The sequence below is a fragment of the Xanthomonas albilineans genome (genome assembly GCF_002939705.1).
In the GTDB taxonomy this organism is placed as follows: Bacteria; Pseudomonadota; Gammaproteobacteria; order Xanthomonadales; family Xanthomonadaceae; genus Xanthomonas_A; species Xanthomonas_A albilineans.
The window spans coordinates 44146-57199 of record NZ_MDCB01000013.1 but is presented as its reverse complement, the minus strand read 5'-3'; the positions used below and the strand labels follow the sequence as shown (position 1 = coordinate 57199).

Sequence of the window (13054 nt, the reverse complement as noted above, 5' to 3'; positions counted from 1 at the left end):
TCAGACTATCCCCCATGGATGGGCCCACAATCCTGGTCGCCGACGACCACCCTTTGTTTCGTGCTGCGGTGTTGCATGTATTGCGGCAGGCGTTGCCGCGCGCCCAGGTCGTTGAGGCGGCCAGCGCCGCCAACTTGGATGCTGCACTGGCCGCGCATGCCGATGTCGATCTCGTCTTGCTGGATCTGGCGATGCCCGGTGCGCGTGGCTTCTCGGCGCTATTGCACGTGCGTGGCGAGCGTCCGGATGTGCCGGTGGTGGTCATTTCCTCTAACGACCATCCGCGCGTGATCCGCCGCTCGCAGCAGTTCGGTGCCGCTGGATTCATTCCAAAGTCGTCTCCTGCCGAAACCATCGGGGTGGCGGTGGCGGCGGTGTTCGACGGTGGCACCTGGTTCCCGCCGCTGACAGTCGCGCGTTCGGAGGCCGATGCGCAGTTGGCGGCCCGCCTGGCCCAACTGACGCCGCAACAGTTCCGGGTACTGCTGTGCCTGGCCGATGGGCTGCTCAACAAGCAGATCGCTTACGCACTGGGTTTGGCTGAGAACACGGTCAAGGTCCACGTGACGGGCATTTTGAAGAAGCTCGAATGTCACAGTCGTACTCAGGCTGCGCTGCTGGTCAAGGCGCTGGAGCCGGAAGGTGAAGTTTGAGCCGTGGCTGCGGCCTAGGGATTCTCTGTATATCGACAAGGCCTACTGCCTGCTTGGCCGATGTCGACGCGTCGATTGCTTCACGTGCGCGGTCGGGGGTTGGGATCGGCCCGCATGGCATCGTCTTCGATTGTCCTCGTATTCCAATCCAAATCTCATCAGATGCTCTGGCCGCGTCGCAACAGCATTTGCGTCATCAGGGCGCGTAAGGCTGGCGCGCGTACCGGTTTGATCAGCAAGCCCCAGCCGTTCTGCTGGGCGAGTGCGCGCAACGCCGTGTCCATTTCGCCAGTGACCAGTATCAAGCGTGGTTCAGCCTGCCAGCGGGCGCAAAGTTGCGCGAACAGGGGCGGTCCGTCGTGTTCGTCCATGTGGATGTCTAGCAGCACCAGCTCTGGCACGTGTACCGGTTGCGCCGCGGCCAGCGCTTGCTTCGGGCTGGCGGCCAGATCTACTCGGCACGCCCAGCGCGTTAGCATGGCACTGTTGGCTTCGCACACACGCGGATCATCGTCGATGCACCAGACCCTGCAGCCGTGCAGGATAGGATCGTCGCCGTTGTCGCTGGCCACTGCGGCCGGTGCCTGCGGTTGCGTCATGGCCGCGGCATCGCCCAGCGGCACGGTGACGGCGAACACGCTGCCACGGCCCAGCTGCGAGCGTAGGCTGATGGGGTGCCCGAGCAGGCGTCCGATGCGTTCCACGATCGCCAGGCCCAGCCCGGCGCCGCGATCCTGGGCGACGCCGTCGCCGAGCCGTCGGAACTCTTCGAAGATCTCTTGATGCAACGCATCGGGGATGCCTGGGCCCTGATCGTGGACTTCGATGCGCAGGTTGGCACCATCGCGTCGGCAGCCAAGCAGAACGGATCCGCTTGGGGTGTAGCGCAGCGCATTGGACAGGAAATTTTGCAGGATGCGTCGCAGTAGGGTCGCGTCGCTGCGTACCGTGGCCCGGCTTGACACGTAGTTCAGGCGCAGGCCGCGGTCCTCGGCCAGAATGCCGAATTCGTGTGTCAGCGCTTGCAGTAGCGGGTCCAGTGCGATGTCCTGCACCTGAGTCTTCAGCGTGCCCGATTCCAGTCGCGAGATGTCCAGAAGGCTATTGAGGATCGCGTCTTGCGCCACCAGTGCGTTGTCGACATGGTCGACGATTTGCCGCGCGCCGGTGTCGTGCAGCTTGCCGCGTAGCGCCGAGACAAACATGCGCGCGGCGTTGAGCGGCTGCAACAGGTCGTGGACGGCCGCGGCGACGAAGCGGGTTTTGTAGCGGTTGGCGTTCTCGGCCTCGCGTTTGGCCGCGGCGAGGTCGCGGGTACGTTCGGCGACGCGGTTTTCGAGTGCATTCGCTAACGAGCGTAGTTCACGTGCGGCATTTTTGTAGCTGGTGATGTCGGCATAGCTGGTCACGAAGCCACCGTCGGGTAGCGGATTGCCACGAATTTCCAATACGGTGCCGTCTTCTTTCTCGCTCTCGCGCATGTGCGGACGACCGCTGCGCAAGTGGTCCAGGCGGCGTTGGATTGCCGCTTCCACCGGGCCAGCGCCGAGCAAGCCACGGCGTGCGTTGTAGCGGAAGACGTCCTCGATCGGACGGCCGACGCAGATCAGCTCTGGCGGGAAGCGGAAGATTTCCAGGTAGCGCGAATTCCATGCCACAAGACGCAGTTGCGTGTCGATGATCACCACGCCTTGTGGGAGGTGTTCCAGGCTGCGGCTGAGTCCTGTGTCGGCCTGTTGTGCTGCTTGCACGATGCCGTCCTGTGCGGTGTGGAGCTCGTGTGCATGCTGTTGCAGCAGCGATTCCAGTTCCTGTCGGCTGCGCTGACGCAACCACGCCAGACGCTGGTGTTGTTGGAACAGCAGTCCCAGCAATGCCAATGCTAGCCAGATGCCGCCTGCGGCCAGTGCCGCAGCATGGCCGGCGGCACGGGGACCACTGATGTCGTGCAGTAAATGCAGCCGCCATCCGTTCTCTGGTAGCGCGATACGTTGCCACAGCAGTGGCGCCGGTTGCGCGGGGACGGCGACGCGTATCACCTGGCTACCGTCCTCCAGCGTATCCAGTACGTACCGTTGCGTCGACAATAGGGGCTGCTGGGCGTACTGGCGGGTGGCCAGTAGTTCGTCGCGCTCGCGTGCACCGAGCGGCTGTAACTGACGGTAGCGCCAGACATCGCGGTTGGACAGGAAGACGATGTCGTGACGGTCGCTGACCAGGACCACGTCGGACAAACGTCGCCATTCGCGCTCCATTGCGGCCAACTCGATTTTGATGACGATCACGCCGAGTACTCGTCCGTCGTCGTCTTTGATCGCCTGCGAGAGGAAATACCCTGGGACGCTGGTGGTCATGCCGATGCCGTAGAAGCCTCCTTTACCTTGGGTCAGCGCCTGTTTCACGTAGGGCCGGAAGCCGTAGTCGGCACCCACGTTGCTGTTGGCAGAGCGCCAGTTGCTGGCGGCCAGGGCGAGGCCAGCGGTATCGATCAGGGTCAGCGTCGATGAGCGGGTGACGGTGTTGGCGCGTTCCAGCTTCAGATTCAACTGTCGCTGCGTGGCCGGACTCAGCGGCTGCTTCAGCGCGTTGCGCAACTCCGGGTCCAGTGCCAGTACCTGCGCTATGGTCCGATAGCGCTCGATGCGTTGTTGCAGTGATTGCGCATACAACTCCAACTGCTGGTGCAGTTGCAGGCTTTCGCTACGTCTTGCACGCTGTTCGGCCAAGTGCTGCGCCGACAGCATGACCAGCGCCATTGCGCCGACGATGAAGCTCAGTAGCAGGATGCGGTGGCGGTGTTGCAAGAAGAACGACATGCGGAGAAAGGCGATGACCAGTTCCGCATCAGCTTAGCTGGCGTGCGACGCGGTGTCCGCCGTGTCGCAGGCGCGATCGCGTGGCGGTCCGGTACGTGCCCGGACCGCCGTATTCGCGAGGGGTGGATCAGAACTGGACTTGGGCGCGCACGTCCACCGAGTTCGGCTTGAATTGCACGCCGGCGCGTTCGGCATTGGCCCGCACGTAGTTCAGTTGGAATTTGAAGTGGTTGGTCAGGTACCAGTTGGCGCCGAAGGTCCAATCGTGTTGGCGGCCGCCGAACACGTTGCCGTCGTCCAGGTCCAGACGGCTGTAGCGCGCCAGCACTTCCACCGCGCCGTAGGCGTTGGCCGGCTTGACCATGTCGACGTTGCCGGCGCTGTACGGGCGCGATTCGCCGGTCAATACATAGCTGGCGAACACGTACTGGCCGTCTGCGCTGTAGTTGGGCAGGCTGTTGGTGCGGGTTACGTCGGCACGCAACGCTTCGCCTTGCAGCGAGAACGGTCCCTTGATCCACAGCGCTTCCAGCCCGGTGCGGCGGATCTGGTCGACGTCGGTCAGGATGCCTGAATCAACCAAGCTCACAGGGGTCAGCGCGACTTCCGGCGGTGTATTCAGGCGCACGCTCGGGCTGAAACTCACGTTCAGGCCGTTGTGGTAGCCGCGCGGATTTTCCTGCGAATACACCAGGCCCAGGTGCAGGACATCGCCTTCGGCCTTGAACGGGGTCCACGCGGCATGGACGGCCTGCGTGGTGCCGGGATTGTGACCCTGCAGGTCTTTGCCGCCGTAAACGGCAGCCTGCAGCAGGTACTGCGGCTGCTCGAAGGTCCATTCCGCGCCAGTACGGCGGCCCTGATAGATCGCCTGTACCGGGAGCGCGGCTTCCATGAAGCTGCCCGCAGCACCGCTGGTCAACGCTTCCAGGCCACCCAGCACCTTGATGTAGCCCACGCGCACGTGGCCGTAGTTGTTGCCGAACAGCGCCTTGGTCTCCACGCCGAAGAACACGTCCAGCCACTGCTTGGACTGGAAGTCGAAGCCCACCATCGCGTCGTATACGCCGTCCTTATTCAAATGGACGCCGAATTCCTTGCGCCGGAACGTGTGGTTGTTCTTCAGGAGGCGACTGTTGTCGTTGGAGAATGTGTTCCAGTCGTACTGGTAGGTGCCGACCGCAGCCAGCGTGGTGCCATCGCTGAAGGTCACCTTGGTCGGCCAGTCATCGAAGCCGTTGGCGGCGATGGCGGGAGCGGCGGCGGTCAGGCCCAGTGCGGCGAAGAGGAGGCTGTGTCGCATGATGGAGGTTGTCTCGATTAAGGTCAAAGAGGCGCCACAGTTCCCGGTCAGGACGCAATGCGACACGGGAGCGGCCACGCATGAAAGGCTGCCATCGAGGGAGATGTAGTCCCCGATAACGGCTTGCATCTAGGCAATAGCGGTCGTGGGCGGCCATTCTTTAACGATAAGATCACAATTCATGTGTGAATGATTTAACTTAAGGGGCGTGTCGTGGCGAAAGTGCAGGCGAAAGGGGGCTGCGCACATATCTGAACGCCGATGCTGGTTTCTGGGTGGTCCCGCTTCCGTGAGCGTTTGGGGACACCGCCCCTGCGCCGCCGGCGCCCGCAACGAAGACTACGACCAATGGGTTATCTGCTTTCGCAGCGTTGACGCGTACAAAGGCTGCATTCCGCGACCCGCGTTGGGTTGCCGTACCGTTCCGGAGCGCGTTCAGATGCACAGTCCCTTTCCCACGCTAGGTCGCGGGCCGCAGCCCGTGCCGTTCTACCGGCACACATACGTTCAGGTATTGTTCGCCATTGTCGTCGGTGCCGTACTCGGCCATCTTGATCCCGCCTGGGCCGTACAGCTCAAGCCGCTGGCTGACGCATTCATCAAATTGGTGAAGATGATCATCGCCCCGGTGATCTTCCTGACCATCGTGACCGGTATCGCTGGGATGACTCAGTTGAAGACGGTGGGCCGGGTCTTCGTCAAGGCAATGGTGTATTTCCTATTTTTCTCCACGCTGGCGCTGGTGGTGGGCATGATCGTCGCGCATGTGGTGCAGCCCGGCGCGGGCATGAATGCCAATCTGGCGACGTTGGACCAGAGCAAGGTCGATAGTTACGTGCAGCAGTCGCACCAACTGACCATGACAGGCTTCTTGATGGACATCATTCCCAACTCGCTGATCGGGGCCTTTACTGGCGACCAAGTGATCAACGGCAAGTTGGCCGGTCCCAACATCCTGCAAGTGCTATTCGTTGCGGTGTTGTTCGGCGTGTCGCTGGCGTTGGTGGGCGAGCGCGGCAAGCCTGTGTTGAAGCTGCTCGATGCCTTGGTCGCGCCGGTGTTCAAACTGGTGCATCTGTTGATGAAGGCCGCGCCGATCGGTGCGTTCGGCGCGATCGCTTACACCATCGGCGAGCATGGTGTGCAGTCGCTGGTGAATCTTGCCTGGTTGGTCGGATCGTTCTACATCACCGCACTGCTATTCGTGTTGGTGATTCTCGGTGCAGTGGCCCACCTGTGCGGGTTTTCGATCTTCAAATTGATCCGCTATCTGAAGTCGGAGCTGCTGCTGGTGCTTGGTACTTCTTCGTCCGAATCGGCACTGCCGTCGCTGATGGAAAAGATGGAGCATGCCGGCTGCGAGAAGTCGGTCGTCGGCCTGGTGGTGCCCACCGGCTATTCGTTCAATCTCGACGGCACCAATATCTACATGACCCTGGCCGCGCTGTTCATCGCGCAGGCGACCAACACCGAGTTGACCCTTGGTCACCAGATCACCTTGTTGCTGGTGGCGATGATTAGCTCCAAGGGTGCAGCTGGCGTGACCGGTGCGGGTTTCATCACTTTGGCGGCGACCCTGGCGGTGGTGCCGGAAGTGCCCATGGCCGGCTTGGCACTGATTCTTGGCGTGGACCGTTTCATGAGCGAGTGTCGTTCGTTGACCAACTTCATCGGCAACGCGGTGGCCACCGTGGTGGTCTCGCGTTGGGAGAATGCGTTGGATCGCGATCGTCTGCGCCTTGCGTTGGACGCGGGTGACGTCGTCCTGCCGGTGACGGTGGCCTAAGAGTAGCTAACAAGACGACTGCGTCGCCGCCGGAAGGGCGCGGGCAGTGCTCGGAATCCTGATGTACCACCTGTACACTGCGGTTCCTGCGCGCTGTACGCGCCCACCCGACAGCGACTCGCGACGTTTTGTTAGCCACTCTAAAGCTTGGCGCGTTGTGCTGATTGATGCCAGTGCACGATGTGCGGGCATGATCGGCATTGCGCATTTTTTCCGGCGCAGGTCCACAGAGTAGAATTCCGCTCCTTCGCGCCTTTCGACAAAAGAAGCTCTCCATGTCAAACGACGATTTCAAACAGGCCGCACTCGACTATCACCGCCAGGAGCCACGGGGCAAGATCAAGGTCGCCGCGACCAAGCCCATGGTGACCCAGCGCGACCTGTCCTTGGCCTACTCGCCGGGCGTGGCGTTCGCCTGCCAGGCCATCGTCGCCGATCCGCAGCAGGCCAGCGAACTGACCGCGCGCGCCAATCTGGTCGCGGTCATCAGCAATGGCACTGCGGTGTTGGGCCTGGGCAATATCGGGCCGCTGGCCTCCAAGCCAGTGATGGAAGGTAAAGGCGTGTTGTTCCAGAAGTTCGCCGGCATCGACGTGTTCGACATCGAGATCAACGAGAACGACCCGGACAAGCTGGTCGATATTATCGCCAGCCTCGAACCGACTTTCGGCGGCATCAATCTGGAAGACATCAAAGCGCCGGAATGTTTCATCGTCGAGCGCAAGTTGCGCAAACGTATGAAGATCCCGGTGTGTCACGATGATCAGCACGGCACCGCGATCCCCGTGGCCGCGGCGGTGCTCAATGCACTTGTGGTGACCGGCAAGAAAATCGAGGACGTCAAACTTGCCACCACCGGCATGGGTGCGGCAGGCATCTCATGCGTCGATATGCTGGTGTCGCTGGGCCTGAAGCCGGAAAATATCCTGGCGCTGGATCGCGATGGGGTGATCCACACTGGCCGCACCGACCTGGATCCGGACAAGGCGCGCTACGCACGCGACACCGACAAGCGTACGCTGGCCGAAATCGTCGAAGGCGCAGATATTTTTCTCGGCTTGTCGGCGGCAGGTATCCTCACGCCGGAGATGGTGGCGACGATGGCACCGCAACCGGTGATCTTCGCCCTTGCCAATCCCAATCCGGAAATCACCCCGGAAGCGGCCAAGGCGGTGCGCCCGGACGCCATCATCGGTACCGGCCGTTCGGACTATCCGAACCAAATCAATAATGTGCTGTGCTTCCCTTATCTGTTTCGCGGTGCGCTCGACGCCGGCGCAACGAGCATCAACGAGGAAATGAAGATCGCCTGCGTCAAGGCGATCGCGGGGATGGCGCGGCGCGAAGCCTCCGATCTCGGCGCGGCCTATGGGGGCGAGACCCCGAGTTTCGGCCCGGATTATCTGATTCCCAGGCCGCTGGACCCACGTTTGCTGGTCGAACTGTCCTCGGCGGTGGCGCAGGCGGCGATGGACTCGGGTGTGGCGACGCGCCCGATTGCCGATATGCAGGCCTATCGCGACAAGCTCAGCCAGTTCGTTTACCGCACCAGCCTGATGATGAAACCGCTGTATGACCGCGCGCGTGCCGACAAACAGCGCGTGGTCTACGCCGAAGGCGAAGAGGAAGTCGTGCTGCGCGCGGTGCAGAGCGTGATCGACGAAGGTCTGGCGTTCCCGATTCTGATCGGCCGACCGGATGTGATCGAGGCGCGCATCCAGCGCATGGGGCTGCGCATCACCGCCGGCGTGGATTTCGAGATCACCAACATCCATGACGATCCGCGTTTCAACGACTACTGGCAGTACTACCATGCGCTCACCGAGCGGCGCGGGGTGACTGTCAGCGCAGCAAAAGAGCTGATGCGTTCGCGGCCGACGCTGATCGCCGCGGTGATGGTCGCGCGCGGCGAAGCCGATGCGTTGCTGTCCGGCGTGGTCGGCCGTTTCCATAAAAAACTCGGTTATGCGCGTAGCGTGATTCCGCTGGAGCCGCGGGTCAGCTCCACCTCGGCGATGACCGGCATGATCAACCAGCAGGGTGTATTCTTTTTCGTGGACACCCACGTGCAGGAAGACCCAAGCGTGGAGCAGATCGTCGAAGCCACCCTGCAGGCCGCTTATCGTCTGAAGTTGTTCGGCATCGAGCCGAACATCGCGCTGCTGTCGCATTCCAACTTCGGCAGCCACGACTCGCGCGATGCGCTGAAGATGCGTCAGGTGCGGGAGGCACTGCTCAAGCGTAAGCCCGATCTCAACATCGATGGCGAGATGCAGGGCGACACTGCCTGGGACGAGGCATTACGCAATCAAATCATGCCCAATAGCACGCTCAAGGGGCGCGCTAATCTGTTCGTGCTGCCGAATCTGGAAGCGGCCAATATTGCCTACAATCTGGTGCGCGTTTTCACCGAGGGCGTGGCGATTGGGCCGATTTTGATGGGCATTTCCAAGCCGGTGCATATCCTCACCACCAGCGCCACCGCGCGCCGGGTGATGAATATGACCGCGATCGCGGCTGTCGATGCGCAGATCCGCAAACAGATTGAGGCGGAGAAGATTGGTTGATTTCTCTTCAAAGGCAGATTCGCCGGTAGGTCGCATGGTTTTTTCCTTGTCTACAAGCTAGCGAATGCGGGGAGGCGAATAGTGTTGGTCGTCGATATTGGACTGGATCGCTCTCCACGGATTGACAGTTCTTAGGCTCAAACTCCAAGTGCAATGCTCCATGTGATTGCGAGGTGTTGCGCATGGAAGTTGAGTTTAAGCTGTTCGCCGACAGCATTGCCGACACTATCAGTTTCTTCGATCCTACCTTCGACTTTGGGTGCATGCAGGCAGTGATGCACTTGGCGGCAGTGCACGACGACATAGCGGCGATGCCAATGGGATATCACGGTTTGATCGGCGATATGGGGGGGGGCACTTTGGTGTCGGCAAAAGCAGCGAGTGATCCTCGCTCGTGCACTGTCCCGACAGCCGGAATTATTGTTTCTGCATAAGGTAACTCGCCATTGACATGCCAAGTGCGAGTGCCTGGGCAAGTAGGCCGTGAGGCAGTTGCAGTTGTTGATCTAAGGTGGTCGTCGCCCATAGACCATCGCCAGCGCTGACCGCGTGCTGACAATGGAGCAGGGGCGTATCGTGTATGAGATGCAGCCACAGGTGTCACATTACCTGCAGGCGTGGGTTTGACTTCTGACAGTGCGCTCAAGCTAAGCAGGCCGAGGCTGCAAGCGCCGCAGGAATGCACTTCCCAAGCGTCGGCTATCAGACAAGCGCCGATGTGGGGCAACTGGGCTGAGCGTTTTTGTGACGCCCGTCAAAAGACTGCGCCGCCACGCCGAAGCGTGGCGGCGTTGTCACGGCGCCCAGTCATTTCAGGCCAGACGCTTGCTGCCAGCAGGCAACGGCAGATTGTCGCTGTCGTTTTGGTTCAGCTTGGAGGGCTTGCCAGTTAGCAACACATAAGCGTCAACGCCGGTAAGTTCGGCGATCTTCAACAAATGCCTGGCATTGGGGACAGAACGGTTGTTCTCCCAGTGACCAAGGGTGCTATGCGCCACGCCCAACAAGGCGGCAAGCTCGCGCAGAGTGAAGCCTGCATTTCGCCGCGCCTGCATCAATCGCACACCTATATCCACAGAACACCTCGAAGCGGCATATCGGCGCCGCGTCGCGTCAGCATAGTGTTGCCTTCGTTCCGCATCAAGCATGTTGGTCGAGAGGAGGGGGGCGAGGGGGGGGGGCTGCCGGCTGCAGCAACCCGCCCGCCCCCTGGGGGGGCTGCTAGAATTGCGCTTCATCTATCGATGTGTCCCCATTGCCATGAGCCAGACCGCCACCGTGCCCGCCAATGCCCAGACGCGCTACGAGGTGCGCCGCGCCGACCTGCCGCTGTGCTGTCCGACCCCGGAAATGGCGCTGTGGAACTCGCATCCGCGCGTCTACCTGCCGATTCAGGACGCGGCCGACCGCCAGGCCAAATGTCCGTATTGCGGTTCGGTCTTCGTGCTGGTCGATTGATCGATGGTGCGATGCACCGTCTGACCGTGGTGCAACTGCTGCCGGCGCTGGAGTCCGGTGGCGTGGAGCGCTCCACGCTGGAAATCGCCCAAGCCCTGGTGGCTGCCGGGCATCGTGCGCTGGTGGTGTCTGCGGGGGGGCGGCTGTTGCCGGCGTTGGCCGCTGCCGGTGCCGAACATCTGGCTTTGGACATCGGGCGCAAGTCGCTGCTGACGCTGCGCCACGTGTCGACGCTGCGGCGCCTGTTCGCGCGGGAGCGTGTCGACATCGTGCATGCCCGTTCAAGATTGCCGGCCTGGCTCGGCTGGCATGCGCTGCGCGGAATGCCGACGGTGCAGCGTCCACGCTTCGTCACTACGGTACATGGACTCAATTCGCCCAGCCGCTACAGCGCGGTGATGACCCGTGGCGAGCGCGTGATCTGCGTATCCGACACGGTACGCGGCTACGTGCTGCACCACTATGCACAGACCGATCCGGCGCGGCTACGGGTGATTCCGCGCGGCATCGACCCGGCGCAGTTTCCGCGTCGGCCCGCGCCGGACCCGGATGCGCGCGCCTGGGCCGCGACGCAGGCACCCGCACTCGCGGGTCATCCCGGTCCGCTACTGTTGCTCCCGGGTCGGGGGACAAGGCTGAAGGGCCATGCCGATGCGTTGCGGCTGCTGGCGGCGCTGCGTGGCGAGGGCGACGATGTGCGATTGTGGTTGCCCGGGTCGCGCGAACCGGGGCGCGAGGCCTATGTGCGCGAATTGGAGGCCGAGGCGACCGCGCTGGGCGTCGCCGATGCGGTCGCGTTTACCGCGCCGACCGCGCGCATCGCCGAAGCCTATGCCGCCAGCGATCTGGTGCTGCAATTGTCGCGCAAGCCAGAGGCATTCGGTCGCACCGTGGTCGAGGCGCTGGCGGTGGGTCGGCCAGTACTGGGTTGGGCGCACGGTGGGGTCGGCGAACTGCTGGCGCAATTGCAGCCTCGCGGTGCAGTGGTCGCCTTCGATACCGTCGCGCTGCATGCGGTCGCGCGCCAATTGCTGATGTTGCCACCGGCGTTGCCGGCCGTGATTCCCTATACGCTGCAGGCGATGCAGCGCAGTACTCTGGCGATCTATGACGAACTCCGGCACTGAGAGGTCCTTGTCCACATCTCCTGTAACGGAATCCGGGGAGCATTGGGCACCGGTCTGGGTGCTGATCTTCGTCGCGCTTTGGCCGGCGCCGGGTCTGGCCGCGAGTGTGCTGGCGCTGGGCGCGCTGGTCACCTTGGCGCGTTTGCTGCACAGCCGCTTCCGTGGTGGTGGTGCGGGCTTGTTGAGCGGGCCGGCCTGGGCGCTGACCACGCTATTGTTTCTGGCCTATTGGCTGCCGCAGCCGCTGTCGGCGCTGGGCGCGGTGGACGTGCCGTTGGCGCTGCGCGAGTCTGCGGTGGATCTGCGCTTTTTGCCGTTTTTGTGGTTGGTCGCGATGGCGGTGGCGACGCCGCGCGGGCGTCGCCTCACGTTCAACGGTCTGGGGGTGATCGCCGCGATCTGGACGCTGGACGCCTTGGTGCAGGCATTGTGCGGTACCAGTCCGCTGTTCTGGTCGATGGATCAGTTGAAGTGGGCGATCAGCCACCACGGTCTGTGTACGCTGCAACAGGCCATGGCGGCCGATCGTCTCAGTGGTGTGTTTGGCCCGTGCAACCTCAAATTCGGCCAGGTCCTGGCGAGCGTGTCGCCATTTCTGTTGTGGGGGGCTGCGCGTCGCGGTGGTGCCTGGGGGTGGTTGCTGGCTGCCACGGTGGTGGGGGTGGTGCTGGTGTTGGCTGGATCACGTGCGTCGTGGATTACCTATGCGCTGCTGCTGGTGCTGTCGGGCTGGGGTTTGCTTGGCGCGCGCAAGTTGTTGGTGCTCGGGGTGGCTGCGGCGTTGGTGGCCGGCGTGCTCGGTCTTGTGTCGCCGCAGGTGCATGACCGCTTCGAGCGCAGCGCGCGTGCGTTCAGCGGGCAACCGGCCGATCTCAATGCGGCATTGACTGGCCGTGCGCAGATCTGGGCTGCCTCCTGGTGCATGATCCGTCAGCATCCATTGGACGGAGTCGGCGTACGCGGTTTCCGCGAGGCCTATGCCGCCTGCAATCCGACTCCGACCCAGCCCGGTGAGTGGGGCAGCGAACCGGCCTTTCATGCCCACCAGATCGTGCTCGAGGTGCTCAGCGAAACCGGCGTAATCGGCTTACTGCTCTGGCTGGCCGGTGCGGCCCAGGCCTGGCGGGCCTGGCGTTATGCGTCTGTTGCAGCGCGCGAACGCACGCGGCCGGCGATGCAGGCGTTGCTGATCACGGTGTTTCCGTTCAACACCCACTTGGCGTTCTATTCGTCGTTCTGGGGTTCGTTGGCGTTGCTGCTGGTCGGCTTGTACGTCGGCGCGCTCTTGGCGAAGGAGCCCGATGCGGGGGATCCCGAGGATGCGGTGGCGTCGGTCTAGGCGGG

Annotated in this window: 9 protein-coding genes, 1 other RNA gene and 1 pseudogene; 8 read left to right on the top strand and 3 right to left on the bottom strand. The window is 62.6% G+C overall.

Annotation, left to right across the window (positions count from 1 at the left end):
- The first annotated feature begins 14 nt into the window (after positions 1-14).
- Complete coding sequence (locus XalbCFBP2523_RS12090; RefSeq protein WP_045765360.1) at positions 15-653, top strand: LuxR C-terminal-related transcriptional regulator; 639 nt, start codon at positions 15-17, stop codon at positions 651-653.
- Between the two features lie 158 nt (positions 654-811).
- On the opposite strand, the gene XalbCFBP2523_RS12085 is transcribed toward XalbCFBP2523_RS12090, so the two are convergent.
- Together XalbCFBP2523_RS12085 and XalbCFBP2523_RS12080 are read right to left on the bottom strand one after the other, a co-directional pair.
- Complete coding sequence (locus XalbCFBP2523_RS12085) at positions 812-3469, bottom strand: hybrid sensor histidine kinase/response regulator (protein WP_045765361.1); 2658 nt, start codon at positions 3467-3469, stop codon at positions 812-814.
- Positions 3470-3596: 127 nt separating this feature from the next.
- Positions 3597-4772, bottom strand: coding sequence for an OprO/OprP family phosphate-selective porin (locus tag XalbCFBP2523_RS12080; RefSeq protein WP_045760466.1), 1176 nt, complete (start codon positions 4770-4772; stop codon positions 3597-3599).
- Between the two features lie 439 nt (positions 4773-5211).
- Here XalbCFBP2523_RS12080 and XalbCFBP2523_RS12075 point away from each other — a divergent pair, with 439 nt between their 5' ends.
- The 4 genes and pseudogenes from XalbCFBP2523_RS12075 to XalbCFBP2523_RS17420 form a co-directional block, all read left to right on the top strand.
- Complete coding sequence (locus XalbCFBP2523_RS12075; RefSeq protein ID WP_045765362.1) at positions 5212-6558, top strand: dicarboxylate/amino acid:cation symporter; 1347 nt, start codon at positions 5212-5214, stop codon at positions 6556-6558.
- Between the two features lie 61 nt (positions 6559-6619).
- A non-coding RNA gene (locus XalbCFBP2523_RS12070) (sX9 sRNA) lies at positions 6620-6695 on the top strand.
- 138 nt (positions 6696-6833) lie between these two features.
- Positions 6834-9125, top strand: coding sequence for an NADP-dependent malic enzyme (locus XalbCFBP2523_RS12065; protein ID WP_045760467.1), 2292 nt, complete (start codon positions 6834-6836; stop codon positions 9123-9125).
- Between the two features lie 197 nt (positions 9126-9322).
- Positions 9323-9752: pseudogene (locus XalbCFBP2523_RS17420) on the top strand (peptidase domain-containing ABC transporter); the annotation flags it as partial.
- Between the two features lie 185 nt (positions 9753-9937).
- Here XalbCFBP2523_RS17420 and XalbCFBP2523_RS12055 read toward each other — a convergent pair.
- On the bottom strand, positions 9938-10201 hold the full coding sequence (locus tag XalbCFBP2523_RS12055; protein WP_230598591.1) for a helix-turn-helix domain-containing protein: 264 nt from the start codon (positions 10199-10201) through the stop codon (positions 9938-9940).
- Positions 10202-10385: 184 nt separating this feature from the next.
- Here XalbCFBP2523_RS12055 and XalbCFBP2523_RS12050 point away from each other — a divergent pair, with 184 nt between their 5' ends.
- From XalbCFBP2523_RS12050 to XalbCFBP2523_RS12040, 3 genes are read left to right on the top strand one after another with little or no spacing between them, the layout of a single operon-like run.
- Entirely contained in the window at positions 10386-10583 is a 198-nt protein-coding gene (locus XalbCFBP2523_RS12050; protein WP_012915270.1) for a zinc-finger domain-containing protein, read from the top strand.
- An 11-nt stretch (positions 10584-10594) separates the two neighbouring features.
- On the top strand, positions 10595-11710 hold the full coding sequence (locus XalbCFBP2523_RS12045) for a glycosyltransferase (protein WP_045758748.1): 1116 nt from the start codon (positions 10595-10597) through the stop codon (positions 11708-11710).
- Entirely contained in the window at positions 11691-13049 is a 1359-nt protein-coding gene (locus XalbCFBP2523_RS12040) for an O-antigen ligase family protein (protein WP_045765364.1), read from the top strand. Before XalbCFBP2523_RS12045 ends, XalbCFBP2523_RS12040 begins: the two co-directional genes overlap by 20 nt.
- Positions 13050-13054: the final 5 nt, after the last annotated feature.